At 60.1% G+C, this 26,545-nt stretch carries 29 protein-coding genes; 16 read left to right on the forward strand and 13 right to left on the reverse strand.

Translation table 11 applies throughout. From position 1 onward, the window contains the following. Positions 1–124 precede the first annotated feature (124 nt). Both C4J84_RS08325 and C4J84_RS08330 read right to left on the reverse strand, forming a co-directional pair. Complete coding sequence (locus tag C4J84_RS08325; protein WP_124370108.1) at positions 125–1,606, reverse strand: methyl-accepting chemotaxis protein; 1,482 nt, start codon at positions 1,604–1,606, stop codon at positions 125–127. Between the two features lie 96 nt (positions 1,607–1,702). Beyond that, complete coding sequence (locus C4J84_RS08330) at positions 1,703–2,509, reverse strand: TatD family hydrolase (RefSeq protein WP_124370109.1); 807 nt, start codon at positions 2,507–2,509, stop codon at positions 1,703–1,705. 236 nt (positions 2,510–2,745) lie between these two features. Between C4J84_RS08330 and C4J84_RS08335 the strand changes: the two genes are divergently transcribed. The 3 genes from C4J84_RS08335 (at position 2,746) to C4J84_RS08345 (ending at position 5,271) form a co-directional block, all read left to right on the forward strand. Next, positions 2,746–4,167: a transglycosylase SLT domain-containing protein gene (locus C4J84_RS08335; protein WP_124370110.1), complete on the forward strand. Its 1,422-nt coding sequence runs from the start codon at positions 2,746–2,748 to the stop codon at positions 4,165–4,167. A gap of 103 nt (positions 4,168–4,270) precedes the next feature. Then, positions 4,271–4,705 carry a DoxX family protein gene (locus tag C4J84_RS08340; protein WP_124370111.1) on the forward strand — a complete coding sequence of 145 codons (435 nt, stop codon included), beginning with the start codon at positions 4,271–4,273 and terminating at the stop codon, positions 4,703–4,705. Between the two features lie 257 nt (positions 4,706–4,962). Then, on the forward strand, positions 4,963–5,271 hold the full coding sequence (locus tag C4J84_RS08345; protein WP_124366363.1) for a class I SAM-dependent methyltransferase: 309 nt from the start codon (positions 4,963–4,965) through the stop codon (positions 5,269–5,271). A gap of 17 nt (positions 5,272–5,288) precedes the next feature. Here the strand turns inward: C4J84_RS08345 and C4J84_RS08350 are convergent, their stop codons facing one another. From C4J84_RS08350 to C4J84_RS08360, 3 genes are read right to left on the reverse strand one after another with little or no spacing between them, the layout of a single operon-like run. Beyond that, complete coding sequence (locus C4J84_RS08350) at positions 5,289–7,028, reverse strand: Gldg family protein (protein ID WP_124370112.1); 1,740 nt, start codon at positions 7,026–7,028, stop codon at positions 5,289–5,291. A gap of 15 nt (positions 7,029–7,043) precedes the next feature. Continuing rightward, positions 7,044–7,769: an ABC transporter permease gene (locus C4J84_RS08355; protein ID WP_124370113.1), complete on the reverse strand. Its 726-nt coding sequence runs from the start codon at positions 7,767–7,769 to the stop codon at positions 7,044–7,046. Next, complete coding sequence (locus C4J84_RS08360) at positions 7,766–8,692, reverse strand: ABC transporter ATP-binding protein (protein WP_124370114.1); 927 nt, start codon at positions 8,690–8,692, stop codon at positions 7,766–7,768. Before C4J84_RS08360 ends, C4J84_RS08355 begins: the two co-directional genes overlap by 4 nt. A 239-nt stretch (positions 8,693–8,931) precedes the next feature. Here C4J84_RS08360 and C4J84_RS08365 point away from each other — a divergent pair, with 239 nt between their 5' ends. Beyond that, positions 8,932–9,945: a hypothetical protein gene (locus tag C4J84_RS08365; protein WP_124370115.1), complete on the forward strand. Its 1,014-nt coding sequence runs from the start codon at positions 8,932–8,934 to the stop codon at positions 9,943–9,945. A 125-nt stretch (positions 9,946–10,070) separates the two neighbouring features. Then, a complete protein-coding gene (gene greB / locus C4J84_RS08370) occupies positions 10,071–10,544 on the forward strand; it encodes a transcription elongation factor GreB (RefSeq protein ID WP_065892558.1) in 474 nt (157 codons plus the stop codon). Positions 10,545–10,589: 45 nt separating this feature from the next. On the opposite strand, the gene C4J84_RS08375 is transcribed toward greB, so the two are convergent. Both C4J84_RS08375 and C4J84_RS08380 read right to left on the reverse strand, forming a co-directional pair. Further along, positions 10,590–13,100 carry an ABC transporter permease gene (locus C4J84_RS08375; protein WP_124370116.1) on the reverse strand — a complete coding sequence of 837 codons (2,511 nt, stop codon included), beginning with the start codon at positions 13,098–13,100 and terminating at the stop codon, positions 10,590–10,592. Then, positions 13,100–13,783 carry an ABC transporter ATP-binding protein gene (locus C4J84_RS08380; RefSeq protein WP_124435168.1) on the reverse strand — a complete coding sequence of 228 codons (684 nt, stop codon included), beginning with the start codon at positions 13,781–13,783 and terminating at the stop codon, positions 13,100–13,102. Before C4J84_RS08380 ends, C4J84_RS08375 begins: the two co-directional genes overlap by 1 nt. A 10-nt stretch (positions 13,784–13,793) precedes the next feature. Here C4J84_RS08380 and C4J84_RS08385 point away from each other — a divergent pair, with 10 nt between their 5' ends. The 3 genes from C4J84_RS08385 to C4J84_RS08395 all read left to right on the forward strand — a co-directional run bounded on the left by C4J84_RS08385 (position 13,794) and on the right by C4J84_RS08395 (position 15,797). Next, positions 13,794–14,399 carry an arylesterase gene (locus C4J84_RS08385; RefSeq protein ID WP_124370117.1) on the forward strand — a complete coding sequence of 202 codons (606 nt, stop codon included), beginning with the start codon at positions 13,794–13,796 and terminating at the stop codon, positions 14,397–14,399. A 58-nt stretch (positions 14,400–14,457) separates the two neighbouring features. Further along, positions 14,458–14,751 carry a hypothetical protein gene (locus tag C4J84_RS08390; RefSeq protein WP_057722836.1) on the forward strand — a complete coding sequence of 98 codons (294 nt, stop codon included), beginning with the start codon at positions 14,458–14,460 and terminating at the stop codon, positions 14,749–14,751. Between the two features lie 80 nt (positions 14,752–14,831). Then, on the forward strand, positions 14,832–15,797 hold the full coding sequence (locus tag C4J84_RS08395; RefSeq protein WP_124370118.1) for a L,D-transpeptidase family protein: 966 nt from the start codon (positions 14,832–14,834) through the stop codon (positions 15,795–15,797). A 98-nt stretch (positions 15,798–15,895) separates the two neighbouring features. Here C4J84_RS08395 and oprI read toward each other — a convergent pair whose 3' ends face one another. Beyond that, on the reverse strand, positions 15,896–16,147 hold the full coding sequence (oprI, locus tag C4J84_RS08400; protein ID WP_003172710.1) for an outer membrane lipoprotei OprI: 252 nt from the start codon (positions 16,145–16,147) through the stop codon (positions 15,896–15,898). Between the two features lie 612 nt (positions 16,148–16,759). Here oprI and C4J84_RS08405 point away from each other — a divergent pair. Further along, entirely contained in the window at positions 16,760–17,041 is a 282-nt protein-coding gene (locus C4J84_RS08405) for a GNAT family N-acetyltransferase (RefSeq protein ID WP_003233387.1), read from the forward strand. A 62-nt stretch (positions 17,042–17,103) separates the two neighbouring features. On the opposite strand, the gene C4J84_RS08410 is transcribed toward C4J84_RS08405, so the two are convergent. Together C4J84_RS08410 and C4J84_RS08415 are read right to left on the reverse strand one after the other, a co-directional pair. Beyond that, on the reverse strand, positions 17,104–18,180 hold the full coding sequence (locus C4J84_RS08410; protein WP_124361897.1) for a 3-deoxy-7-phosphoheptulonate synthase: 1,077 nt from the start codon (positions 18,178–18,180) through the stop codon (positions 17,104–17,106). 131 nt (positions 18,181–18,311) lie between these two features. Continuing rightward, a complete protein-coding gene (locus C4J84_RS08415) occupies positions 18,312–18,746 on the reverse strand; it encodes a PilZ domain-containing protein (RefSeq protein ID WP_124370119.1) in 435 nt (144 codons plus the stop codon). Here C4J84_RS08415 and C4J84_RS08420 point away from each other — a divergent pair. The 5 genes from C4J84_RS08420 (at position 18,745) to cysB (ending at position 22,668) form a co-directional block, all read left to right on the forward strand. Next, positions 18,745–19,131: a thioredoxin gene (locus C4J84_RS08420; RefSeq protein WP_124361899.1), complete on the forward strand. Its 387-nt coding sequence runs from the start codon at positions 18,745–18,747 to the stop codon at positions 19,129–19,131. The genes C4J84_RS08415 and C4J84_RS08420 overlap by 2 nt on opposite strands. Continuing rightward, positions 19,128–20,090: a putative 2-dehydropantoate 2-reductase gene (locus C4J84_RS08425; protein ID WP_124370120.1), complete on the forward strand. Its 963-nt coding sequence runs from the start codon at positions 19,128–19,130 to the stop codon at positions 20,088–20,090. The genes C4J84_RS08420 and C4J84_RS08425 overlap by 4 nt, the downstream gene beginning before the upstream one ends. A 16-nt stretch (positions 20,091–20,106) precedes the next feature. After that, positions 20,107–21,024: a 5'-nucleotidase gene (locus C4J84_RS08430; protein WP_124361901.1), complete on the forward strand. Its 918-nt coding sequence runs from the start codon at positions 20,107–20,109 to the stop codon at positions 21,022–21,024. A 65-nt stretch (positions 21,025–21,089) separates the two neighbouring features. Beyond that, entirely contained in the window at positions 21,090–21,596 is a 507-nt protein-coding gene (locus tag C4J84_RS08435) for a universal stress protein (protein WP_124366373.1), read from the forward strand. 97 nt (positions 21,597–21,693) lie between these two features. Further along, positions 21,694–22,668: an HTH-type transcriptional regulator CysB gene (gene cysB, locus C4J84_RS08440; RefSeq protein ID WP_124370121.1), complete on the forward strand. Its 975-nt coding sequence runs from the start codon at positions 21,694–21,696 to the stop codon at positions 22,666–22,668. Positions 22,669–22,707: 39 nt separating this feature from the next. On the opposite strand, the gene C4J84_RS08445 is transcribed toward cysB, so the two are convergent. Both C4J84_RS08445 and C4J84_RS08450 read right to left on the reverse strand, forming a co-directional pair. Continuing rightward, on the reverse strand, positions 22,708–23,190 hold the full coding sequence (locus C4J84_RS08445; protein WP_124370122.1) for a GreA/GreB family elongation factor: 483 nt from the start codon (positions 23,188–23,190) through the stop codon (positions 22,708–22,710). Positions 23,191–23,195: 5 nt separating this feature from the next. Beyond that, positions 23,196–23,564: a hypothetical protein gene (locus tag C4J84_RS08450; RefSeq protein ID WP_124366375.1), complete on the reverse strand. Its 369-nt coding sequence runs from the start codon at positions 23,562–23,564 to the stop codon at positions 23,196–23,198. 132 nt (positions 23,565–23,696) lie between these two features. On the opposite strand from C4J84_RS08450, the gene earP reads away from it, so the two are divergent. Both earP and C4J84_RS08460 read left to right on the forward strand, forming a co-directional pair. Further along, complete coding sequence (gene earP, locus C4J84_RS08455) at positions 23,697–24,830, forward strand: elongation factor P maturation arginine rhamnosyltransferase EarP (RefSeq protein WP_124370123.1); 1,134 nt, start codon at positions 23,697–23,699, stop codon at positions 24,828–24,830. A 49-nt stretch (positions 24,831–24,879) separates the two neighbouring features. After that, a complete protein-coding gene (locus C4J84_RS08460) occupies positions 24,880–25,452 on the forward strand; it encodes an elongation factor P (protein ID WP_003172723.1) in 573 nt (190 codons plus the stop codon). A gap of 65 nt (positions 25,453–25,517) precedes the next feature. Here the strand turns inward: C4J84_RS08460 and C4J84_RS08465 are convergent, their stop codons facing one another. Next, positions 25,518–26,534, reverse strand: a complete 1,017-nt coding sequence (locus tag C4J84_RS08465) for an alpha/beta hydrolase (RefSeq protein ID WP_124370124.1) — start codon at positions 26,532–26,534, stop codon at positions 25,518–25,520. Between the last annotated feature and the right edge of the window lie 11 nt (positions 26,535–26,545).

The raw sequence follows: 26,545 nt of genomic DNA on the forward strand, positions 1-26,545 counted from the left end.
GACTTTGCAGAGGTTCGTCGGTAAAAGAAGTCGGCGTTATTCGCGGGAGTGGCGAGGAAGTTTCGTCTTAATCTCAGGTAGGCTGCGGCTTGGTCGTAGGAATCGGATTACGGTCTGAACGGCCCTACAGCTTCAACTGCCCAATCGCTGTGCTCAATTCTCCCGCCAACGCCGCCAGTGCATGGCTGGTGGTCGCCGAATCTACGGTCTGCCGCACGGTGTTCTCGGTTACATCGCGAATACTCACCACTGCGCGGTTCATCTCTTCGGCGACATGGCTTTGCTGTTCAGCGGCCACCGCGATCTGGGTATTGCTCTCGCGCATCTGCGCCACGGCGCCGGTGATGTCGGCGAGTGCGGCACCGGCTTCCTGGGCCTGTTTTACGCAGTCGTCAGCCTTGAACGAGCTTTCCTGCATGAAGTCCACCGCGTCGCGGGTGCCGGCTTGCAGCGCCGAGACCATGCGGGTGATTTCGTCGGTGGAGCTTTGTACGCGCTTGGCCAGGTTGCGCACTTCGTCGGCGACCACCGCAAAGCCACGGCCCATTTCTCCGGCGCGGGCAGCTTCGATGGCGGCGTTGAGGGCGAGCAGATTGGTCTGTTCGGCGATGCTGTGGATCACCCCGACCACGCTGTTGATTTTCTGGCTGTCTTCGGCGAGTTTCTGGATCATCTCAGCGGTCTGTTGCACGCCGCTGGACAGCCCGGCAATCGAACGTTGCACGCGGGTGACCACTTCCTGCCCGCTGCCGGCGAGGGTGTCGGCGGTTTGCGAGAGGTCGCGGGTGGCACCGGCGTGCTGGGCAATGTGGTAGACGGTGGCGGTCATTTCGTTGATCGCCGTGGCGGCCTGGTCGGTCTCGCTTTGCTGGCCGAGCATGCCGCGCTGCACCTCGTTCATGCTGCTGGCCAGCCGCGCGGCGCCCTCGTCCAATTGTTTGGCAGTATGGGCCACGGTGTTGACCACCCGCTGGTAGCCGGCCTGCATGGCGTTGAAGGCGCTGGCCATCTGCCCGACTTCATCCTTGCAGGCCAGGGGCACGCGGGCGGACAAATCGCCGGTCTTCTCCACATGCAGCATCACGTCCTTGAGAGTGTTGAGCTGGCTGAGCAGGAAGCGGATCAGCAGTTGTGAGGCGCCAAGCATCGCGAGCATCAGGATCGCCACCGCCAGCGCATAGTTGACGAAACGTTCGCCGAACACCTGGCGCAGGCTTGGCGCGTATGCGAGTACGGCGACTTGCTGTCCGTCGGCACGGCGGATGACCTCGGCGCCCACCAGCGGATTGACGCCGAACAATGGCAGGTGACTGAGCTCGATCCAGCCGCTCGCGTCTTGCAAGGCTGAGAGATCCTCGCCTGCGCGTTGTGGGACTTGGCCACGGGTGAAGGTCAGCCAGTTCTCGCCAGTGGGCAGTGGCGTGTCAGCCGGCCAGGCGTTGAGCAACTGCCCCTGGGCCTGGGCCGACACCTGGGAGGCATGGCTGCGCGCCTGTTGTTCGAGCTGGACGGCATACAGCACCAGCAACAGGGTGGTGATGAAGGCCACCGCATTGACGGCCCAGAATTTGTATTTAAGCGAGATATTGCTAAGCCAGGCACCCATGGAAGGTTTTCTCTGATAGCGGAAACAGCATTGGCAAGGTGCCATTATTGTGCCGCTACTCAGGAAAGCGTTTTTGACATGGGTCAATGCGCCGCATCACTCCACGGCAGGCAGGCCGAAAAAGGCGCGGGCACAGGCGGTGCTGTGCATCGCCAGCTCTTGCATCGTTTCATTGCGATGCAGGGCAACCTCGCGTAGCACTTCGGTCAGGAAGGCGGGCTCATTGCGGCCGTTCTTCGGCTTCGGACGCAGCGTGCGCGGCAGCAGGTAGGGCGCGTCACTTTCCAGCATCAGACGGCCACGGGGAATTTCCCTGACCAACGGGTGCAGATGCGTCCCACGGCGCTCGTCGCAGATCCAACCGGTGATGCCGATGTGCAGGTCAAGGTCGAGGTAGCTGAAGAGCGCCGCTTGTTCGCCAGTGAAGCAATGCACCACGGCGGCGGGCAGATGGTCACGGTAGTCCTTGAGAATCTCCAGCAGGCGTTGGTTGGCATCGCGCTCGTGAAGGAACACGGGAAGTTTCAGCTCGACGGCCAGGGCCAGGTGTTCCTCGAGGACTTTTTCCTGCTGCGGGCGCGGCGAAAAATCACGGTTGAAATCCAGTCCGCACTCGCCGACGGCGCGCACGCGTGTTTCGCTGAGCAAACCGCGCAAACGCTGGGCGCTGTCGCGGTTCCAAGCGCTGGCGGAGTGGGGGTGGATGCCGGCGGTGCTGAACAGGCGTTGCGCGCTTTCATCGAGTTTTACACATAGTTCCAGGGCCTGCTCGCTGCCTTCGACGCTGGTGCCGGTGAGCACCAATTGTTGCACGCCAGCGGCGTAAGCACGCTCTAGAACGGCCGAGTGCCTCTCGTCGAAACTGGGGTTGGTCAGGTTGACGCCGATATCAATGAGTTGCATGGTGCTATCTCCGCCTGCGGCCGGAAAGCATATCAGAGCTGTAGATTTATAAGAAAAACGAAGAACTACAACGCGTTATCGCTGTCTTTGAACGTCGCAAGCGACATTGTGCCGGGCCTGCTGCCTCTCACTGTGTCGCCGTTGCGCGCCTTGCCAGCGCTTAAAGCGCTCTGTTTCTGACGCCCAACACCTCGCTTTTCACGAAGGCGTTGGCCAGTATTCTTTCCGGAGAGCGGATGATCCGACCCTCGGCTTTGCTTTTAGTGTGCGTGACGTTGCTGCTGCCCATGGCGGCGGTCGCGCGTCTGGATGGGCCGCTGGAAGTGACAAAGCCCGGCAAGGTGCGTGACCTGGCAGACATTCGTTCCAGCCGCACCCTGCGCGTACTGGTCAACCAGAGCCGTAACAGCTCCGGTGAAGTGCAGGGCCAGGCCATCGGTGTCGAATACCATCGCCTGCGTGCGTTCGAGCAATACCTCAATGGCCATGCCCGTGATGGCCAGCAAATCAACCTCAAGATCATCCCCAAGGCCAAGGAGCAGTTGCTTGGCGCACTGGCCCGTGGCGAAGGCGACCTGGTTGCCCCTGGCGAATTGCTGGACGTGAAGGCCGCGCACAAGATCAGCGCCAGTGCCCCGATTGCCAGCGATGTGCCGTTGTGGCTGGTCGGCGTCAAGGGTGAACGCCGGTTTACCAGGTTGGAGCAGTTGTCGGGCCGCACCCTGACGCTGACCACCGGCAGCGCGGCGGCGGATGCGATCAGCCAGGTCAACCAGAAGCTGGCCCTGCACAAGCAGCCGCCGATCAAGGTGGAATGGGTCGACCCGAGCCTGGCGGTGGAAGACGTGCTGGAGATGGTGCAGGCCGGGATCTTTCACCTGACCATCGTGGAAAAGCCGATTGCCGAACGCTGGTCGAAAATTCTGCCCAAGTTGCGCTTTGACAAGCAGGTGGCCATCAGTGAGCCGGGTGACGAGTACTGGTTCGTACGCCAGGATGCGTCAATGCTGCGGGCGAGCATCGATCGCTTCCTCAAGACTTATCACACCCCCTCCGACCAGGATGTGGCGTTCCAGCGTATCTATCGACGTCTCTATCAAGTGCGCAACCCGTTGGCCCGCGCCGATCGTCAACGCCTGGAGAAACTGCGCCCGATTCTGCAAAAGCATGCACGCGAGCAAGGCATGGACTGGTTGAACCTGGCTGCGCTGGCCTTCAAGGAGTCTGCGCTGGACCCTGGCGCACGCAATAGCGGTGGGCCTACCGGGCTGATGCAGATCACGCCTTCGGCGGCGCAGCGGGTAGGCGTCAACAATATCGAGAATCTGGACAGTAATGTGCAGGCGGGTGCGCGCTACCTGGCGATGATCCGCCGTAAGTTTTTCGCCAGCCCCAAGCTCAATGAGCGCGAACGCATGGCCTTTGTGCTGGCGGCGTATAACATGGGGCCGGAGCGGGTGCAGGGCATGCGCACCGAAGCCAGGCGCCGGGGGCTCAACCCCAATCAGTGGTTCTTTCAGGTTGAACGCATTGCCATGGAGCAGGTGGGGATGGGCGGCGTCAGCTATGTTAATAGTGTCAACAAATACTATCTGGCGTTCGATCGGGAGCGGGAGTCCCTGGAGCCGCCAGCGGCGAAAGTTGCGTCTCGCAAATAATCGATTTTATCGATGTTGATAAGGCAATTTTTCGGCTTTTATCATTGTTTAAACTGATTAATATAGCGGCCAACCAACCCCTACCTGAAAAAGGATTTACCCCATGCGCCCACTGATTACCCGCGTCCTGTCCACCCGTGCCGGCTACGGCCTGACTGTTCTGCGCATTTTCGTCGGCATTATCTTCGCTGCCCACGGCTCGCAAAAACTTTTCGGCTGGTTTGGCGGCGGTGGTCTGGCGGGAACCGCACAGTGGATGGAGAGCATTGGCCTGGCGCCGGGCACGCTGATGGCCGTGCTGTCGGGTGGCACCGAGTTCTTTGCCGGCCTGGCGCTGATCATCGGCCTGCTTGCACGTCCAGCAGCTTTGGGCCTGACCTTCCTGACACTGGTGGCGATCCTTTCGGTGCACATTCATAACGGGCTGTTCATGGCCAACAATGGGTATGAATTCGCCCTGGCCCTGCTTGGCGGCTCGCTGGCGGTGCTGTTCGAAGGCGCCGGCAAACTGTCGGCCGACCGCGCCATCGCCAGCTGAGCGTTTCGCACCTCATGAGAGGCCCGCCCTGTGCGGGCCTTTTTCGTTGCTCGGGATTCTTGACACTGCCCCGCCAGCTTCTCTAGGATGCTGCTCATGCGCCGATTTAAACAGCTAATTGCGGGGCGCCACTGGACTCGATGCAGTCCGACAGAACCATGCACTCGTCAGGAGGCACGGGTCGAAATACCGCTAAAGCGCTGGTTCGGTGTTGCCTCTCACCTGCCCGCAGACTTTTGAGGCAGAGACACGACACGATGAATGCACTACGCCCCCTGATACGCCTGGCCCCGATCACTGCGGACCTGACTCAACGCAACCCGAAAATCCTCCTGGGCGGCAAGCACCAGCCGACGCTGCTGCGTTACCTGGACGGCTGGCCACGTCGCACCGGGCGGCCTTCGGCGTTCTTGATCCAGTTCGTGGAAGACGGCGACTCCCTGGCCCGTTTTGCCAGTAACAGCTTTGACCTCGCGGTGATCCAGGCGCCGAGTGCGGACAACGCCGAAGAAGTGATCCGCCAACTGACGCGGATTGCGCGGCAAGGGCTGATCGCCCGTCGCTGATTACCAACCCCAAATGTTCAGCTGAAGCCCGCGGGCGGCCATCGGCGTCGACACAGCCAGCGATAACGTACCCAGGCGATCAGGCATAAAACCAGCGGTACCGTTACGATCAGCAGCAGCTTCAGGTTCCGCTCGAAGCGGTGCAGCGGCGCGTACGCCTGAGTCTTGAGGGCATGGAGTTCCATGGGCAGGCGCAGGCGCTCTTTGTTGAGCGCTTGCAATTGGGTATTGGTGTCCACGGCCTGGGTGCCCAAGTGTGTGGGCTGTGGATTCAACCGCTGCCACGCTTGCTCGGTACGCTCAAGGCGACGTTCCAGTTCTGCGGCCGTTTCCCGATAGGTCTGTGCGGCGGCTTCGCGCATGGGTTCCAGGGTACTGAGTGAATGCGAAGTGAGGCGCGGACGAATATTCGCCAGTTCTGCGGGAGCCGCCAGGTTATCCAGGGTATTCAATACGAACTGCACGTTGCTGTTGGCCGTTGTCTGGCTGACAGCGTCCGCGAGTAAATCGGTATCGGCAACTACCACCACCTCGATTCGGGCAGCCTTTTGTAAGCCTGGCGGCTGCCCCCTGAGACCGTCAGGAAATGCCGAGTAGGCCGGCCCCTCCAGGCGAGCGGCGATCACATGGCGCTGACCCGAGGTGGAAGCTTCGTCGATGAGTGAATCGAACGCCGTCGCTGAAGCGAAACGCCCGGCGTCCAGCAGCGCAGACTGCCGGGAGCTTTGTAGCAGCGGGGTGAACGTCATCCGGCTTTTTCGCGTGCGCAAGAGTGCGCCACTGCTTGATACGCTCAGGCTGTCGAGTTTCCAGGTGCTGACGTCGTGCGCGGTCATTGCCAGGCGTGGCAGTTTCAACCTGGCTGGGTGCAATACGGTAGGCATGCCTGGGCCGAGCGAGGCCGAGGAGGCGTAAAGACTGTCAACCAACAGCTTGTTCGCGGGCATCCGTATGCCCCATGTGGTCAACAGGCCATCCAGCTCGGAGTCTACCGCTACGGTTTCAGCCCCCATCTCGCTCACCGGGTCGATGAAAACCATCAGCTTGCCGCCGCTTAAGGCAAATTGCTCGATGGCGTAAAGCGTTTGTTCGGCTAGCGCCCGTGGCTGTACCACCATCAAGCTACCTACAGATGGAGGCACCTGGGTAATGTTCGATGCCAACTCCACCAGGTTGAAATGCTCGCGCATTTGCTCCAAAAGGTGTCCGGCGGACTCATCCAACGGCAACCCGGACAGGAGGCCGACGCTGGGACGCTGGGGGTGCATCAATTTATGGATCAGCTGGCTGATTTGATACTCGAGCAACGGCTCGTCGTCGGGGTTGAACGCTTCGATACGTTGCGTGCCCTGGCCGGCACGCGTGCCTATAAGGCCGAGGTATCCCTGTGTGTCATCCAGGCCGAATAAGCTGGCCTTGTAGGCGTCTTCTGAAAAAGGAGTGGGGTCAATAACGTGCAAATTGATCATGCCCTCGGCGGCTGCTTCAAATTCCTGGAGCACGTCTTCTACGCGTTGGCCGAAGCGTTTCATAATGCGGCTTTTCTTCGGTGCAGTAAGCGAGTTGAAATAATACAAGTCCAGCGGGCTATCAAGTGTTGCGAGCAGTTGCCGCGTGGATGGCGATAAGGTGTGAATTTTCTGTTGTGAAAAGTCCCAGCGAATATCGGGTAGTTTGTTTATCCAGACCAGATTGAATGCCAGGAACAGTAATGATATGACGATCAATGTCATACCCGTACGAAGAGCGGATCGCATCAGCGACTTTCCTTCTCAGCTGTTTTTATAGTTGAGTGTGACAATGGATGCAGAGAGAAAAGCAAGGATCATGCTGACAAAATATAAACAGTCATGAAGTGTTATTTTGCCGTTGTCCATTGAGCTGAAGCGGGAAATCGGGTCAAGCCTCATCACGCTATCAACTATCCAGATCGGTGCCTGATGTTCAAGTGCATCCAGGATTGAAGAAAGCCCGCTGATGGTCAGCAGCAAGCCCGTCGTCAATAGGAAAATTACAAGGCGCTGGTGCGTGAGTACACAGATAAAACAACCGGCAGCTAGATAACTTCCTGCCAGCAGCCAGCTTGCCAGAAATTGTGATGCGATCACCCCGTTATCAGGCGTTCCAAGATAATGGGCGGCGATCACTATAGGAAAATTCAACAACAACGCAGCACTGCATACCGCCCAGGCTGCCAGGAATTTTCCGATCACCCGTTCTGCTGAGGTGACGGGCAGGGTTTTGATCATGTTGGAAAATCCGGCGCTGTGTTCATCAGACCACATTTGCATGGATAAGCTGGGTATCAGTAGCAGATAGAGCCAGGGGTGCAGCTCGAAAAAAGCCTGCAAGTCGCTGCTGTCTCGCTCCATCCAGCGGTAGGTGTGCAATCCCAGCGCCGCACATAGCACCAGGAAAAACGCCACGCTCAGGTAAGTGATGGGGGTGCTGGCATAACTGGCGAGTTGGCGTTTGAAAATGAGGGGCAGCAGTTTCAAGGCGATACCTCGTGGCTCAGAGGGTGAACGACATCGTTCAAGCGACCTGGCTCCAGATGCAGTGACGTTATGTTCCAGCCGCGATGGGTAATGAGTGAATTGATGGCGGGGAAGATGGCGTGCCCGGGCATGGCCAGAACCGTCACTTTGCCTGGGTTTAGACGGTCTTCTTCGATGCCTGCAACCCCTGGTAATACCGCAAGCGCGAGTAGATCCAGGGGCGGATCCGCTGCGAGTGTCACCGCCTGGAAGTGCCGGGAACTGCGCTGCAAATCCTCCAGCGAAGCGTCGATAATCAGTCGCCCGCTTGCGATGACCAGGGCGCGGGTGCAGATGTCGGACAGCCAGTCGTAATGGCGGGAGGCAATGATGACGCTCATTTCCTCGTTAAGGGACTGAACAAGCGCCCTGAATTTGAGCCGTTGCTCGGCGTTCATCCCTTCCATGGGCTCGTCCAGCAGGAGCACGCTGGGGGAATGCGCAATGGCTTGCGCAATCGCGACTCTGCGCTTCAAGTCCTGGCTGAGCACATCGATGGGGCAGTTGAGTACAGGAAGTAGCTCCAGTCGCGTGGCGACCCGGTCCACGTGCCTGCGTTTTTCGGCACCGCTGAACCCTCGAGCGGCGGCAACGAAGTTGAGGATGCTTTTGACCGACAGCGTGTGATGGGTGATTCCCCCTTGAAGCTGGTAGCCAACGGCTTGCCTGGCGAGAACTGAATCGGTCTGGGTACTGAAACCCTGAATGCTGATATGCCCACTGGTGGGCTTGATCATGCCGGAAAGCAAATTCAGCAATGTTGTTTTACCGGCGCCATGCTCGCCCAGCAAACCCACGCATTCCTTGCGTTGGGCACAGAACGAAAAGTCGCTGATCACGCTTTTTTTGCCCAGGTGCTTTGTCAGGTTGCTGACCTCGATCATAGGATTACCGAATCTATTGGGCGGTGCCTGAAGAAAGTTTTGTTAGTGTGTGGCGGTGCCTTAAAAAGACTACGTTCAATACCCGTGCTTGGGAACGCTGGGTGCACTTAATAAGTAAAGTCCTACGTTTGAGTTGATTACGTACTGAAACAATTGTTGTGTGTTGAGTACTTAATAATGGTCGGATATTTGTCTGATATTTATATAAGGTTTTCTTTTTATAATGAGGCCTGACTGCCATGATGCTTTTACGTACCCTTGTTCTTGAGCGCAGCGGCGAGAATGCCCCGGTCAACGGCGCACTGCTGTGTGGGTTCGCTGTCGAACAGACTGCTTCCAACTTCCTGGTGTATAGCCTTGATGAAGAAGCCGAGCCTGGTCATTCCAGGGTGTATATCGCGGCCTTGCGCAAAAAACTCGAGCGGTATTTCCTTGGCGGCGTCGAGTCCAAAGACGATTTGCAAGTAGCGATGCAAGTCTTCAAGCAAATCCTGATGATGGCGGCGGCATCGGGCAATAAGGACAGCGCCCTCAGCGAATCTCAGGTTCCGTTTCATTTCATTGACCTGAAAGGCTGCAGGTTGCCGCCTGCCAGGCCCGAGGACCATCACTCGGTGATCGTCAAGAAAGCGCTGGTGATGAAGGTGATTACATTGGGCATGTCCGCCCCTGCTGCGCCTGCGATCGAAAGCAGCGCAGTCATCGTGCCTTCCATTCGCTTTTCATCGCAAATGGTTGCACCGCCCCGAGGCAAGAGCCAGCCCAAGTCCGCCCCGCCGCCAGTGGAAGAAGCCCTCGTTGAAGAGCCACCTCATTCACCGGTCACGGAACCCGAGGTGCCGGAGGTGCCGCAGGTGCCAGCCGAACCTCGAGCGCAGTCCGTTCAGGCAGAACACCTCGGAACCCCGTCGTCCTCCCTCTCTCCTAGAGAGCATACCTCCATGCTCGAGATAGACAGTACGCTGAGCAATCTCGCAAGGGTTGCCCAGGAACTGACGCAGAAAAAACAGGCCGTTACCGAACGCGAAGAGATGCTTGAACAGTGGCAGGCTCGGCTGCAACAACAGCAGACCCAGCAGGATGAAAAAAGCCGGGCGTTGGACCAACGCCATTCGAGACTGCAGGAGCAAGAACTGGAGGTGAGTCAAAAGACCGAAAAAATGGTGCTGATGATGTCGCAGCTATCGCTGATGCGACAGCGCCTGCAAGGCACGCTCGTTGAACTGGACCAGGTACTCGATGGACAGGGCTGAGTCGATGAGCCTGTCGATCTGGAAACTTTGCGCCGTTGATTTATCATCGCTCCCCGCCAGCCGACGCCAGGGTATGATGCCGTGGCCTGTCGACACTAATGGACATTGCCTGGGGATGTGCGCGTTTGAGTACCAAGCTGATTACCAAAGAAGGCCATGAAGCGCTGAAAAAGGAGCTGGACTACCTTTGGCGTGAGAAGCGCCCGGACACGACGCGCAAGGTGACGTGGGCGGCTTCTCTGGGAGATCGCAGCGAAAACGCGGATTACCAGTACAACAAGAAGCTGTTGCGTGAGATCGATCGGCGGGTGCGCTACCTGCGCAAACGCCTCGAAGATATGCGCGTGGTGGAATACATGCCCGAGCAGGAGGGCAAGGTGTTTTTTGGGGCGTGGGTCGATGTCGAGAACGAGCAGGGCGAGACCAAGCGTTTTCGCATTGTGGGGTATGACGAGATCTACGACCGGATGGATTACATCTCTATCGACTCTCCCATGGCGCGTGCGCTGCTGCGCAAAGAGGTGGACGATGAAGCCATCGTGCAGACCCCCGGCGGTGAGGTGTGCTGGTGGATTACCCGGATTGAATATGTGAAATAGCAACGAATGGCGCTTGCTCCGAGTGGAGCAAGCGCCATTCGTGTTTCAGCCCTCGCGCAGCACCGTCAGCGGGCTGGCGTTCAACGCACGGCGTGTACCGAATACCCCGGCGCCACCGATCAGCACCGCACCGATCACTGGCAGCAGCAACAGCCAGGGGTGAGGGTGCCAGGCCAGATCGAAGGCATAACGGTACAACACCCAGGTCACCAGTTCCGTGCCCAGTGCCGCCAGCAAACCACTGACCGCCCCCAGCAGGCCGAACTCGATGCGCCGGGCCTTGATCAGCAGCCTGCGCTCGGCCCCCAGTGCACGCAGCAGCGCACCCTGGCGGATTCGCTCGTCCAGGGTGGCCTGCAAACCGGAAAACAGCACGGCCATGCCCGCGGCGAGCACGAACAGCAGTACGTATTCCACCGCAAGGGTCACCTGGGCGAGGATGCTGCGCAGCTGCTCCAGCAGGGCCTCGACCTGCAGGATAGTGACGGCCGGGAAGGCTCGGGAGAGGTCGACAATCTGTTGGTCATGCCCAGGCGCCAGGTAGAAGCTGGTCAGGTAGGTGGTCGGCAAATCCTTCAAGGTGCCCGGTTGGAAGATCATGAAGAAGTTGGGCTGGAAGTTATCCCAGTTGATGGTCCGCAGGCTGGTGACCCGTACCTCGCGATTCTCCCCGCCGATGGTGAATACCAGATGGTCGTTGAGCTTGAGTTTCAGGCTTTCAGCCACCTTGGCTTCCACCGACACCCCGGGAATGTCATCGCCCGGTTGCGCGGTCCACCAGGCACCCGCCGTCAGTACGTTACCTGGGGGCAAGTCGGCCGCCCAGGTCAGGCTCAGGTCCCGTTGCACGGCGCGATCACCGCTGGAATCCTTGCTGACAATCTCTTGTACGGGTTCGCCGTTAATGCTGATCAGCCGACCGGGCACGACGGGATAGAGCGGTGCCGATTGCGCCTGGACTTCCAGAAGGCGGGCGCCAAAGGCGTCTTTGTCGGCTGGCAGGATATTGAGCGCGAAGTAGTTGGGCGCATCCTTGGGCAATTGGTTCTGCCAGGTGTCGAGCAGTTCACCGCGTAGCAGGGCGATCAAGCCCATGGACAACAGGATCAAGCCAAACGCGAGGGACTGGCCGGCGGCGGCCAGTGGATGCCGCAGCAATTGCCCCAGGCCCAGTCGCCACGGCAAGGAGGCGCGCGCAAGTAACCGGCGCAGGCTTTGCAATAACAGCAGCAACAACCCGCCGAGGATCAGTGCGGCTACCACGCCGCCGCCCAATAACGCGAAGGTCAACACCAGGTCGAGGCTCAGGCGCCACATGATCAGGCCCAGGGCGAAGAGCGCCGCCCCATAAACCATCCAGGTGCTCGAGGGGATAGGCAGCAGGTCACGACGCAGTACCCGCAGCGGCGGCACCCGGCCCAGTGCGGCCAGGGGCGGGAGGGCGAAGCCGGCGAGGGCAACCAGCCCGGTGCCGATCCCTGCAACGGCCGGTAGCAGCCCGCCAGGTGGCACGTCTGCGGGCAACAGGTCGTGCAGGAAGTAGAACAGACCAAATTGCGCGAGCCAGCCGAGGAGGGCGCCGGCCAGGCTCGCCAACAGGCCCAGTACGCTCAGTTGCAGGCTGAACAGCAGCATGGTTTCGCGTCGTGACAACCCCAGGCAGCGCAGCAGGGCGCTGGCGTCGAAGCGGCGGCTGGCAAAGCGGTTGGCCGACAGCGCCACGGCCACGCCGGCCAGTAACACCGCCACCAGGCTGGCCATATTCAGGTAACGCTCGGCCTTGCCCAGGGCACCGCCGATCTGCTGGTTACCATCGCGCGAGTCCTGCAGGCGCTGGTTGGCCGCCAGGCCCGGCTTGACCAGGTCGCGATAGGTTTGCAGCGCCGTGCTGCCCGGTGGTGCGCGCCACAGTTCGCGATAGCTCACGCGGCTGCCAGGCTGGACTACGCCGGTGGCATCCAGGTCCGCCAGGTTGATCATTACCCTGGGCGTGAGGCTGTAGAAATTGCCGGCGCGGTCGGGCTCGTACGTCAGTATGCGTGCCAGCCGCAGGGTCTTCATGCCCACGTCGATGCTGTCGCCGACCTTCAGGTCCAGCGCTGTCAGCAGCCGCGCTTCCACCCAGGCTTCACCGGGTTTGGGGCCGCCGCCTGGGGTTTCGGCGCCAAAAGGCTCACCCGTACTTTTGAGTTCGCCACGCAGTGGGTACTGCTCGTTGACCGCCTTGATACTGGAGAGCTGGATGCCGTTGTCCGCAGCGATAACACTGGAAAATTCGACGATGCGCGCATGATCCAGGCCCAGCTCGGTGCCGGACCTGACCTGCTCGGGGCGGGCCGGCGAGCTGCCTTCGAGTATCAGGTCCGCGCCCAGGAACTCGGTGGCGCGCAACAGCATGGCGCCGTTGAGGCGCGCGCCGAAATAGCCGATAGCGGTGCTGGCGGACACGGCCACCAGCAGCGCGAAGAACAATACACGCAGTTCACCGGCGCGGGCATCGCGCAGTAATTGGCGCATGGCAAGGCTGAACAGACGTAACAACGGCAGGCGTGCCATCAAGGCTCCAGGGGCGCGACCATCAGGCCGGCTTCAAGGCGGATCAGGCGTCGGCAACGATGGGCCAGGCGCCCGTCATGGGTGACCAGTACCAACGTCGTGCCGCTCTCTTTATTGAGTTCGAACAGCAGGTCGCTGATGCGCTCGCCGGTGTGGCTGTCGAGGTTGCCGGTGGGCTCATCGGCAAACAGTACGTCCGGCTCGGCGGCAAACGCGCGGGCAATCGCCACACGTTGCTGCTCGCCGCCGGACAGCTGGCGCGGCGAATGGGTCAGGCGCTTGCCAAGGCCGACGCGCTCCAGCAGATGCGTGGCGCGCTCGCGGGCATCTTTGCGGCCGTCGAGCTCCAGTGGCAGCATGACGTTTTCCAGTGCATTGAGGCTGTCGAGCAACTGAAAGGACTGGAATACGAAGCCCACGTGTTCGGCACGGATCCGCGCGCGCTGGTCTTCGTCGAGGCTGCTCAACGCTTGGCCCGCCAGGGTGACTTCACCGCTGCTGGGCAGGTCAAGGCCGGCCAGCAGGCCGAGCAGGGTGGATTTGCCGGAACCGGAGCTGCCGACGATAGCCAGGCTATCGCCCTTGTTCAGTTCCAGGCTCAGTTCGTGCAGGATAGTCAGTTCACCTTCCGCGCTGGGAACCACTTTGCTGAGGTTTCGCGCGGTGAGAATGCTTGCGCCCATGGAGAATCCGATGCGAATGTGGTTTTTGAGTGCTGGCCTGGCCTTGATGTGCATGGCCCAGAACGCAGCGGCGGGTACAGTCCTGATCGTTGGCGATAGTATCAGTGCCGGTTTCGGCCTGGATACCCGCAAAGGGTGGGTTGCCCTGCTGGGGCAACGGCTCAAGCAGGAGGGTTTTGACGATAAAGTGGTGAATGCTTCGATCAGTGGCGACACCAGTGCCGGAGGCCTCGCGCGGTTGCCTGCGGCGCTTGCAGCGCATAAACCGGATGTGGTGGTGATCGAGTTGGGCGGCAACGATGGGCTGCGTGGTCAGCCGCCGGCGCAATTGAAACAAAATCTTGCTTCGATGATTCAGGCGTCCCAGGACAGCGGTGCCAAGGTGCTGCTGCTGGGCATGCAGATTCCTCCCAACTATGGCAAGCGTTACGTCGAAGCGTTCGCCAAGGTATTCGGCGAAGTAGCAGAGGAAAAAAAGGTGCCGCTGGTGCCGTTTTTCCTGGAGGGGGTGGGCGGTCATCCCGACCTGATGCAAGCGGACGGCCTGCACCCGGCAGTCCCGGCCCAGGGCAAGTTGCTGGAAAATGTCTGGCCAACGCTAAAACCGCTGTTATGACGCTTTTCTACCGGCAGGCTTTCGGCTAAGGTGGCGCCCCCCCGATTTGGAGCCCCTGATGTCGCGTCCTGCCTGGTCCCTGTTTAATTACCAACTGATCGAGCCGGACGAACAGCTGGATCTGTTCGCCTGCCAGGAAGTCCGGGTGCATCTGGTGGCGCGTCAACTGGAGTTGGGCGGCTCGATTGACCGCACGCTCTGCGGCACCTTATTGCCGGCGCAACCGCTCTGGTCCTCGGTGGATCGTTCGATCTTCCAGGACCAGCGGCTGTGCCCGTTGTGCAGGGCGATTCTCGAGTCGCAAAAGCGCGGTACACCGCCGATCTGGCCAGAGCTGCGCTTCGAGCTCTAGCGCGGTCGGCTTGATGCCAGGCGCTCGCTTCACGTATACAATCAGTTTTTTCCTACCGTCGTCTGCGAAGGATTTTCCGGATGTTGTCGCGCCTCTCCGTCGTTACCTGCTGCCTGTCTCTTGCCGCGCTCTGTGCGGCCGGCGCGGCGCAAGCCTTGCAGTTGCCGTTGCCGCCCCCTGGTGAGGACATCGTCGGCCAGGTCCAGGTGATCAAGGCCAAATACGAAGATACGTTTGCCGACCTGGGCACCACGTATGACCTGGGGTATTCGGAAATGGTCGCGGCCAACCCGGGCGTCGATGCCTGGCTGCCAGGTGCGGGGACGGACATCGTGCTGCCGACGCGTTTCATCCTGCCGCCGGGCCCGCGCGAAGGCATTGTGATCAACCTTGCGGAATATCGGCTCTACTACTACCCCAAGGGTCAGAACGTGGTCTACACCTTTCCGTTGGGGATTGGTCGTGAAGGCTGGGGCTCGCCCATTGCCCATACCAGCATCATCGCGAAGACGCCGAACCCTACCTGGACACCGCCCGCCTCGATCAAGGCCGAACACGCCGCCAACGGTGACCCGCTGCCCAACGTGGTGCCTGCCGGCCCCGACAACCCGTTGGGCCCGTTCAAGTTCACCCTGGGCACGCCGGGTTATCTGATTCATGGCTCCAACATGAAATTTGGTATCGGCACGCGTACCAGCCACGGTTGCTTCCGTATGTTCAACAACAACGTGTTGGAAATGGCCAGCATGGTGCCGGTCGGCACCTCGGTACGAATCATCAACGACGCCTATAAGTTCGGCAGCGCCGGCGGCAAGGTCTACCTGGAAGCCCATACGCCGTTGAACGACGATGGCACGCCGTCGGTGGTCGACAAGCACACGGCGGTGATCAATGCCTTGCTCAAGCGTGAGGACCTGGCCAATAGCCTGCGGGTGAATTGGGATCAGGTGCGTGATGTGGTGGCGGCGGAGGATGGTTTGCCGACTGAAATCGGTGTGCCTGGCGTCGCGCCTGTCGCGTCCAGCGCGCCGGTGGACTTTCAATAAAACCCTCAAGCCCGCACATGCCGTCAAGCGCAGCGGATTTCAGGTAAAAAAAAGCCGACCCATAAATGGATCGGCTTGATAACAACCCCGAGGGATTATTACTTGCGGCTTGCTTTTTCAAGCATGCGCAGAGCGCGCTCGTTAGCTTCGTCAGCAGTCTGTTGTGCTTTTTGAGCAGCAGCCAGCGCTTCATCAGCTTTACGGTAAGCTTCGTCTGCACGAGCCTGGGAGCGAGCTGCTGCGTCTTCCGTTGCAGTCAGACGAGCTTCGGTTTCTTTGGAGACGCTGCTGCAACCGGTAGCCAGAACTGCGGCCAGAGCCAGAGCAGAGAATTTCAGAACGTTGTTCATCGTGTTCCCCTTCAAGGACTTTCTATTAGATGGCTACTGTCTCAGAGTGAGCTAATAGCCGGCGTACATACTACCCATTACTTGTAGTAAGTAAACTGACGTAGCGCAAGAAGCAAAAAAAATTCTTGCACCGAATCTATTTTGGCTAATCTTTTGAAGGTTTGTATAAAAACCCGCCAGATTTTTCCATTCTGCCGAAGATTGGATCCAGGCTGAAAGGGCCGGCCCGCATGCGTCGAGCGGTGTAAACAGATGAAATTTTATATATCCAAGCCGGCACTTTCGTTGCGGTGGGTTGTCTCGCACCGGGCATCTTTCGCTCATCTAGAGGTGACTTTAACGGCGCCAGTTCGTCTCACGCTTCAACTGCCGGCAATGTTCAGGCGTTCGATCACCGGGTGATCGAGGCGCTTTCTAATATTGCACCTGTGGCAGGGGATGACGAGTGTGCCTTGAGCAATTGCTGGATTGGTGCCTACTATTCCCTACGTGCAGGTGTGAGCGCTCAGGGTTTTCTCGTTGTCGAAACCGGCACGGGGTGGCGTAGATGTTCCTTCGCCGGAAAAACATCGGTAAGGTAGGGTCAATATTCAAGACCCGCGAGGAGTAGTGATGAGCGAGGCGTTGTCCATCCACCATGACCAGGCTGGTCATCAGTTCGAGACCAATGTGGACGGTCATCGTGCCTATCTGACCTACATGGACCTCGGGAAACAGACCCTGGATATCTATCGTACGTTCGTGCCCAACGCGTTGCGTGGGCGTGGCATTGCGGCCGCATTGACCGAAGAGGCGTTGAAGTTCGCCGAAGAGTCAGGCTATACGGTCATCCCGTCCTGTTCTTATGTGGAACGCTACATGGAGCGCCACCAGCGCCATGCCGCAAAGCTCTGAACGAGCAGCCATAAAAAAACGCCGGGTTTAGCCCGGCGTTTTTGTGTGTGCCTGATTCAGCTTCAGGTACGTTTGCGATTGGGCAATACGTCCTTGAGCTTGGCGTGCATGCTGCGCAGGGTGTTCTCGGTAGCGGCCCAGTCGATGCACGCATCGGTGATCGACACGCCGTACTGCAAGTCGGCCAGGTCTTTTGGAATGGCCTGGCAACCCCAGTTCAGGTGGCTCTCGACCATCAAGCCGATGATCGACTGGTTGCCTTCGAGGATCTGGTTGGCGACGTTTTCCATCACCAGCGGCTGCAGGGCCGGGTCCTTGTTGGAGTTGGCGTGGCTGCAATCAACCATGATGTTGGGCTTGATCCCGGCCTTGTTCAGCGCCTGTTCGCACAGCGCAACACTGACCGAGTCATAGTTGGGCTTGCCGTTGCCGCCGCGCAGCACCACGTGACCGTAGGCGTTGCCCTTGGTCGTGACGATGGACACGCCGCCTTCCTGGTTGATGCCCAGGAAGCGGTGAGGGCTGGAGACCGATTGCAGCGCGTTGATCGCCACCGTCAGGCCGCCGTCGGTGCCGTTCTTGAAGCCCACGGCCGAGGACAGGCCGGACGCCATTTCGCGGTGCGTCTGGGACTCGGTGGTGCGGGCGCCGATGGCCGACCAGCTGATCAGGTCCTGCAGGTACTGCGGGGAGATCGGGTCCAGCGCTTCGGTAGCGGTGGGCAGGCCCATTTCCGCCAGGTCCAGCAGCAGTTGACGACCGATGTGCAAGCCGTCCTGGATCTTGAACGAGTCGTCCAGGTACGGGTCGTTGATCAAGCCTTTCCAGCCGACCGTTGTACGCGGCTTCTCGAAATACACGCGCATCACCAGGTACAAGGTGTCGGACACTTCCGCCGCCAGCACCTTGAGGCGTTCGGCGTATTCGTGGGCCGCCTTGAGGTCGTGGATCGAGCAAGGCCCGATCACGACGAAGAGGCGGTGGTCGGTGCCGTCGAGAATGTCACGGATGACTTCGCGGCCCTTGGTGACGGTCTGCAGGGCAGCGTCGCTCAGGGGGATTTCGCGCTTGAGCTGATCGGGCGTGATCAGGGTCTCGTTGGATTCAACGTTAAGGTCATTGATCGGTAAATCAGCCATCGTGTTACTCGTCAGGGTCACGGGTGCCGGCCGCCAGCCATCCCCGTGCGGCGGAGCACAGCATGATTTGGATGCAGGGGGGAGGAACCTTAGCGCGTAACACGGGCCCGCGACAATGGGCAAAGCCCGCTTTAATCCAGCACTGGCTGCACAACCGTCTCATGGGAGAACTCATTGGCGTGGCGCGATACCCAGTCGCGAGCCAGGGCTTCGAGTTGCTGGGGCGTGGGCTCGGCGGCGTCGTGCAGGCGGCAGTAGCGTTCGATCTGGCACACTTGCTCACCCATTCGTGCGCCGAACAGTGCATGTTCGTCGGCAAAACAGATGCCGATGCGATAGCCGGCCTCCACCCTGCGGCACCACGCGACATAGCCTGGATAGCGGGCGCTGGCGCCCAGGGAGGGAATATGCAGGTCCACCGCCGTGCCAGGGCGCCAGGCACGCGGCCAGTTGCAGGCAATGCCACCACGGCCGATAGTGCGCAGGCGTTGGGAGGGCAGGGCAGGAGAGGGACGTTGGATCAACTCGACAGCGACATCATCAGGGTGAGGTAGAAAACGACCCATGTACACGGACTCCGAACACCGTCCAATGGACGGCAGTGGCAGCAGTATAGTGAAACAACTGGAATTGACCGACCTGGATATCGACCAGCAATTGCTGGGGCTGCCAGGGTGTTCGCTGGTCGTGTTTACCAGTGTCGGTTGTTCCAGTTGCCGCTGGGCACGCCAGCAGTTGCCGGGCTGGCGCTTGCCGGTGGACCGGCTGTGCTGGGTGGATGCCGGGCACAACGGCGGCGCGGTCGAACGTTACCAGATCTTTCATTTGCCCGCGTTGTTCCTCGTGTGCGAGGGTCAATTTCTTGGGCAATTACAGACGCGTCTAACACCGCCCGACCTTGTCGACGCGATAAACCAGGCGCTCACCCGCACACCAGAGGATTTGCCATGACCGCACTTGCACACCCTTCGCCACGCATTGGCATCATTGGCACCGGTGCCATTGGCGGTTTCTACGGCCTGATGCTGGCGCGTGCCGGGTTCGATGTGCATTTCCTGCTGCGCAGCGAATACGCGGCGGTCCGCGAGCACGGCCTGCGCGTCAACAGTAGCGTGCATGGCAACCTGCACCTGCACCCGGTGCAAGCGTATGCCAGCCCTGCCGATATGCCGCCGTGCGATTGGTTGTTGGTGGGGACCAAATCCACCGGCAACCCCGAGCTGGCGCCGACCCTCGCCCAGGTTGCGGCGCCGGACGCCAAGGTGGTGCTGCTGCAAAACGGACTGGATGTGGAAGACAGCCTGCGCGCGCACCTGCCGTCGTCGCTGCATTTGCTGGGTGGCCTGTGCTACATCGGCGTGCATCGCGCTGCGCCGGGCGTCGTCGAGCATCAAGCGCTCGGGCGGGTCAATCTGGGCTATCACAGTGGCATGGCAGCCAACGATCAAGCGCGCCAGCAAGCGATTGTCGAAGAGGGGGCCGCTCTGTTTCATCAAGCGGGCATCGAATCCCAGGCCATGGCCAGCGTGCATCAGGCGCGCTGGCATAAGCTGGTGTGGAACGTGCCGTTCAACGGCCTCTCCGTCTTGCTGGGCACGGGGACCCGCGCGATGATGGCGGATGAGTCCAGCCGCGCGCTGATTCAAGCGCTGATGGCCGAAGTGGTACAGGGCGCCCGCGCCTGCGGCCATGACATTGCGGCAAGTTACGCCGAGCAGATGTTCGCCATGACCGAAACCATGGACGACTACCTGCCCAGCATGTACCACGATCACGCGCACAAGCGCCCATTGGAACTGGAGGCCATCTACGCCCGACCGCTGGCTGCCGCCAGAGCGGCCGGCTGCGAATTGCCGCGCATGCAGGCGCTTTACCAGGCCTTGAGTTTTATTGATCGGCACACTCGCTGATTCGGGGGGCAAGCACATGGCGACAGGATTGAGCGACAAACTGGTGCTGGCGATTTCATCGCGGGCCTTGTTCGATTTGAGCGAGAGCCACACGGTGTACCTCGCCGAAGGGGTTGAGCCCTATCGCAAATACCAGATCGAGCACGAGGAGGAAATCCTCGAACCCGGCGATGCCTTTCCGCTGGTCAAGAAACTGCTGAGCCTCAACGCCAGCCTCGGGCGTGCCCGTGTCGAGGTGGTCTTGGTGTCACGCAACAGCGCCGATACCGGCTTGCGAGTGTTCAACTCGATCCAGCATTACGGTCTGGATATTTCCCGCGCCGCTTTCGTCGGAGGGCGTAGTCCCTATCCGTATCTGGCCGCTTTTGGTTGTCATCTGTTTCTGTCGACCCATGCCGAGGATGTGCGCAGTGCCCTCGACGCCGGTTTTGCGGCGGCGACTATTTTGTCCGGTGGTGCGCGTCGGGCGTCGAGCGAGGAATTGCGCATCGCCTTCGATGGTGATGCGGTGCTGTTTTCCGACGAGTCCGAGCGCGTCTACCAGGCTGGCGGGTTGGAAGCATTCCAGGCCAGCGAGCGCGAGTCGGCGCGCCAGCCCTTGCACGGTGGCCCGTTCAAGGGGTTCCTCGCGGCACTCAACCTGTTGCAGCGTGAGTTCGCCGACGAGGCCTGCCCGATTCGCACCGCATTGGTCACCGCGCGCTCGGCGCCGTCCCACGAGCGGGTCATTCGTACGTTGCGCGAATGGGATATCCGCCTGGATGAATCGCTGTTCCTGGGTGGCCTGGATAAATCCGCGTTCCTGGAAGCATTCGCCGCCGATGTGTTCTTCGATGACCAGGCCGGCCATTGCGAAAGAGCCAGGCAGGTCGTGGCCACCGGGCATGTGCCGCACGGCATCAGTAATGAGTTGAAAATCCAGGGCGAGCGCTGAGTCGTACCCCCTGGGCGCTGCTAAGCTGATTTAATCTCCGCCATCCTGGCAGTCCAGGGGGTTCTATGATTCGTTCGATACTGTACGCCACGGATCTTGGCCTGTATGCGCCGTACGTCATGCAACATGCCCTGGCGTTGGCGCGAACGTTCAAGGCAGATTTGTATGTGATTCATGTGGTAGAGCCCATCGGGCTGTTCGCAGAGTCGGTGTTGCAGAGCTACCTTGATGAAAAGGCGCTCAGCGAATGGCAGAGCCAGGGGCTGAGCACGGTCATGGCAACGATCGAGCAGCGGGTGCTCGACAGCTTTCGCGAGGAGTTGGGGGACGGAGAGCAGGACCTGGAGTTGATTCGTTCGGTGCGGGTGATCCAGGGCGACCCTTGCGAGGTGATTCTCGACCAACTGCATAAACTTTCCGTGGACCTGTTGATCGTAGGGAGTCATAGCCAAGCCAGCGCGGCGGCGACACCGCTTGGGCGTACCGCCGCACGGTTGCTGCAGCTGGCGAGCGTGCCGGTTTACCTGGTGCCGTCGCTGCAACGTCGACGCAGCGATGATAGGGATCGGTAAAAAACGATAAAAAGTTCTAGATTTATATATCTTACCTTTAATATAGTTATATACCGTCGCTGATACCCGTGGCGTCTATCTGCTTTGAGGGATTCATATGAAGCTTCAACAACTGCGCTACATCTGGGAAGTGGCGCACCACGACCTCAACGTTTCCGCTACCGCTCAAAGCCTTTACACGTCGCAACCCGGTATCAGCAAGCAGATCCGCCTGCTCGAAGACGAGCTGGGCGTTGAAGTGTTCGCGCGCAGCGGCAAGCATCTGACCCGCGTCACCCCGGCCGGCGAGCGCATCATCACCACCGCCGGTGAGATTCTGCGCAAAGTCGAAAGCATCAAGCAGATCGCCCAGGAATTCTCCAACGAGAAGAAGGGCACCCTGTCGATTGCCACCACCCACACCCAGGCACGCTACGCCTTGCCGCCGGTGATCCGTGATTTCATCAAGCAATACCCGGACGTGGCGTTGCACATGCACCAGGGCTCGCCGATGCAGATTGCCGAGATGGCCGCTGATGGCACCGTCGATTTCGCGATCGCCACCGAAGCCCTGGAGCTGTTCGGTGATTTGGTGATGATGCCGTGCTACCGCTGGAACCGTTGCGTGGTCGTGCCCCAGGGGCACCCACTGGCCAAGTTGTCGAAGCTGACCCTGGAAGCCCTGGCGGAATACCCCATCGTCACCTACGTGTTTGGTTTCACCGGTCGTTCGAAGCTCGACGAAGCCTTCAGCCACCGTGGCCTTACGCCGAAAGTGGTGTTCACCGCAGCCGACGCCGACGTGATCAAGACTTACGTGCGCCTGGGCCTGGGCGTGGGCATCGTCGCCAAGATGGCGGTCGACACCCAGCTCGATAAAGACCTGGTGGTGCTCGATGCCAGCGAGCTGTTCGAGTCCAGCGTGACCAAGATCGGCTTCCGTCGTGGCACCTTCCTGCGCGGTTTCATGTGCGATTTCATCGAGAAATTCGCCCCGCACCTGACCCGCGAAGTGATGGCCAAGGCGATCCAGTGCCACAACAAGCAGGAACTCGAAGAGCTGTTCGACGGCGTTGAACTGCCGGTTCACTGATCCCTATGGCGAGGGAGCCAGCGCCCTCGCCACCGCGCTTTATCTGGCCTCGGTAACCGTGAAATGTTGCCGGGCGCCCGCCACCAGAATCTCTACCTCATCCTCGACACGCTTGCCCAGCAGGCTTTTGCCCAAGGGCGAGCGCGGGGTGATGACGGTTACCGGCTGGCCGACCACTTCAACCTTTAACCCCGCGGCATCCGGCGCCAGGAACAGCCATTGCTGGCGACCGTTCTCGTCTTCCAGGCCCAGCAGCGTACCCACTTCGATCCCGCGTTGGTCATCGTACGCACGCACCTGCAGGTTCTGGCACAGCGCCAGCGACTGCTTGATCTCTTCGACCCGCTTGGCCTGGCCGGCCGCCAGATACGAAGCCTCCAGCCCCAAAGTGTCGTACTTGTTTTCTGCGATGTTCTCCTCGTGTGTCGCTGTCTCGTAGGCGGTTTGCGCGGCGCGCTGGGCGATGTCGAGGTCGGCGCAGAGTTTTTCCAGGATCAGCTGGAGGACGGCGTGTTTATTCATGATCTCTAATCGCAGAATTGCAGGACATTGGCTTTGGATTTTTCATTTGGAGCGTTCTGATCCTGTTGCAGCCAGAACTGGCATTTGGGGTTGGCCAGGTTGCGCGCATTGCTTCGGGCCTGGTCCAGGGCTTGTTGCTGCTCCTGCTTTTGCAGGTTCTGCTGGTACTGCTCGAACATACGGTTCGGCGGCTCCGGCGCGACCACGGTCGGCTTACCCAGTTGCTGCACCGCCTGGGCCACGGGTGCGAGGCTCTGCGGGAACAGGTAGCGCGATGCCAGCCAGCTGGTCAGCGCGATGGCGATAAACCCCAGCCACACGCCCGCGGCAATGGCGATACACAGCTTGAACAGCGACAGCGGACGGTCAGACATGGTGGCCTCCTGGCAGGCATTGACGGCGTGGCAGCGATTGTCGCACAGCCACTGCGCAGAATAATCGCGATCAAGCCTTCTGCATCGGCGCATTTATGCGGACAATCGAGCCTTTGAGCCGTGGAGCCCGGAATGAAAGCCCGCTGGGATATTTTTTGCAGCGTCGTCGATAACTACGGCGACATCGGCGTGACCTGGCGCCTGGCCCGCCAATTGGTCGCGGAGCACGCGTGCGATGTGCGCCTGTGGGTCGATGACCTGCGCGCCTTCGAGCGCATGTGCCCACAGATCGATGTAAACCTGGCGCAGCAATGGCAAGCGGGTGTGGATGTGCGCCACTGGCCGTTTGACTGGTCGACAACGCCTGCGGCCGATGTGGTGATTGCCGCGTTCGCTTGCCAGCTGCCGCCTGACTATATGGAAGCCATGGCCGCGCGTGAACGCACGCCGTTGTGGATGAACCTGGATTACCTCAGCGCCGAAGACTGGGTGGTGGGCTGTCACCGCCTGCCGTCGGTGAAGTTCAAGGGTGTGCAGAAGTACTTCTTTTTTCCGGGCTTTCGTCCAGGCACCGGCGGGCTGTTGCGTGAGGCGGGGCTGCTGCAACAGCGTCAGGCTTTTCAGCAGGATGCCGATGCGCAGCGACAATTCCTGCAAAGCCTGGGCGTATTTCCGCTAGCCGATGCGCGCCTGATCTCACTGTTCGCCTACGAAAACGCCGGGCTCGGCAGTTGGCTGGACGTGTTGTCGACAGACGGGCGTGCCACTCATCTGTTGGTGCCGGAAGGGCGCATCCTGGGTGACGTGCAGCGCTGGCTGGGCGAGGAGGGGTTGACGGCAGGTGTTGTTCACCAGCGCGGGGCCTTGACTGTGCAAGTGCTGCCGTTCGTGCGCCAGGCCCAGTACGACCTATTGCTGTGGTGCTGTGACATCAATGCCGTGCGTGGCGAAGACTCGTTCGTGCGCGCCCAGTGGGCCGGGCGCCCGTTGCTGTGGCACATCTATCGTCAGGACGACGACATCCATCTCGACAAGCTCGATGCGTTCCTCGAGCTGTACACCGCCGCATTGTCGCCGGCGGCCAAGGCGGCGCTGGTTGCACTCTGGCAAGCCTGGAATACCGAGGGCGATATGGCCCAACCCTGGAAAATGCTGCTGGAGCACTGGCCGGAACTCAGCCAGCATGCGCAAGACTGGTGTCTGGAACAGGGCTTGCAGGCCGATCTTGCGACGGCGCTGGTACAGTTTTATGAAAGTTGGATATGATACGCCACCTTGATTTTTGTAAATCCCATCCAAATTTCGGATATATGCAATGAAAACTGGTAAAGAACTGAAACCCGGTACAGTGATCCGTCTCGAAAACGACCCTTGGCTGGTTCAGAAAGCTGAGTTCACCAAGTCTGGTCGTAACAGCGCCATCATGAAGACCAAGCTGAAGAACCTGCTGACCGGTTACAAGACCGAGATCGTCTACAGCGCCGATGACAAACTGGACGACGTGATCCTCGACCGCAAGGAAGCGACCCTGTCCTTCATCAGCGGCGACACCTACACGTTCATGGACACCACCGACTACACCATGTACGAGCTGAACGCTGAAGATATCGAAGCCGTTCTGCCGTTCATCGAAGAAGGCATGGAAGACGTCTGCGAAGCGATCTTCTTCGAAGAGCGCCTGGTTTCCGTAGAGCTGCCGACCACCATCGTGCGTAAAGTGGCCTACACCGAAGGTTCCGCTCGCGGCGACACTTCCGGCAAGGTGATGAAGCCTGCCAAACTGAGCAACGGTACCGAGCTGCAAGTAGCCGATTTCATCGAAATCGACGACCTGATCGAGATCGACACCCGCGAAGGTGGTTCGTACAAAGGTCGCGCCAAGAAGTAATTCTGGCCCTGCCTTACGAACGGAAAAGCCCGACCATGCGTCGGGCTTTTTTGTGCCTGCGGGGTTTACTTCAGGTGTTGCTTGAGTTCGTCCGACGCTTGCAGCAATGCCGAGCGCACCGCCGGTACCTGGCTGACCACGTTCAGCAAACCGTAGTCGTGGATCATGCCGTTGTAGCGTACGGTAGTCACCGGCACGCCGGCCTGATCCAGCTTGCGGGCGTAGGCTTCACCCTCGTCACGCAGTACATCGGCGCCAGCGGTTTGCACCATCGCAGGTGGCAACCCCTTGAGTTGATCAGGGGTGGCTCGTAGTGGCGAGGCGTAGATCTCGGCGCGCTGGTTGGCGTCGGTGGTGTAATTGTCCCAGAACCATTTCATCATGTTCCGGGTGAGGAAGTGCCCCTCGGCGTACTGGTTGTAGGAACCCGTGTCGAAGTTGGCATCGGTCACCGGCCACAGCAGCAGTTGGAACTTGATCGCCGGCGTACCCTTGTCCTTGGCCATCAGGCTGACCACCGCTGCCATGTTGCCGCCGACACTGTTGCCCGCGACCGCCAGGCGCTTGCCATCGACGTTGATCTCTTTACCGTGCTCGGCCACCCATTTTGTCGCGCCATACGCTTGGTTGATCGCCACGGGGTAATGCGCTTCCGGTGACGGCGTGTAGTTGACGAACACCGCCACTGCCCCCGAACCCACCACCAGGTCCCGCACCAGGCGTTCATGGGTGGGGTAATCCCCCAGCACCCAACCACCGCCGTGGAAGAACATGAACACCGGCAAAGCGCCCTTGGCCCCGGCTGGACGCACAATGGTCAGGTCCAGCGGCTGGCCGTCGACCTGAATGGCCTTCTGGCTCACGTCTGCCTTGGGCAGGCTCAACTTCACCCCGGCCTGGGCACCCGTCAGCACCGCACGGGCCTGTTGGGGCGTCAATTGCTCGATGGGCTTGCCGGTGCCGGCGTTCAGCGCATCCAGGAAACCCTGGGTACTGTGCTCCACATCACCGCTAGCGGCGAAGGCGGTGCTGATGGACAGGGCAAGCAGGCTGCCGGTGAGCGCTTTAGCAAAGGTGTTCATGGTCTTCTCCG

Source organism: Pseudomonas sp. R11-23-07, from assembly GCF_003852295.1.
In the GTDB taxonomy this organism is placed as follows: Bacteria; Pseudomonadota; Gammaproteobacteria; order Pseudomonadales; family Pseudomonadaceae; genus Aquipseudomonas.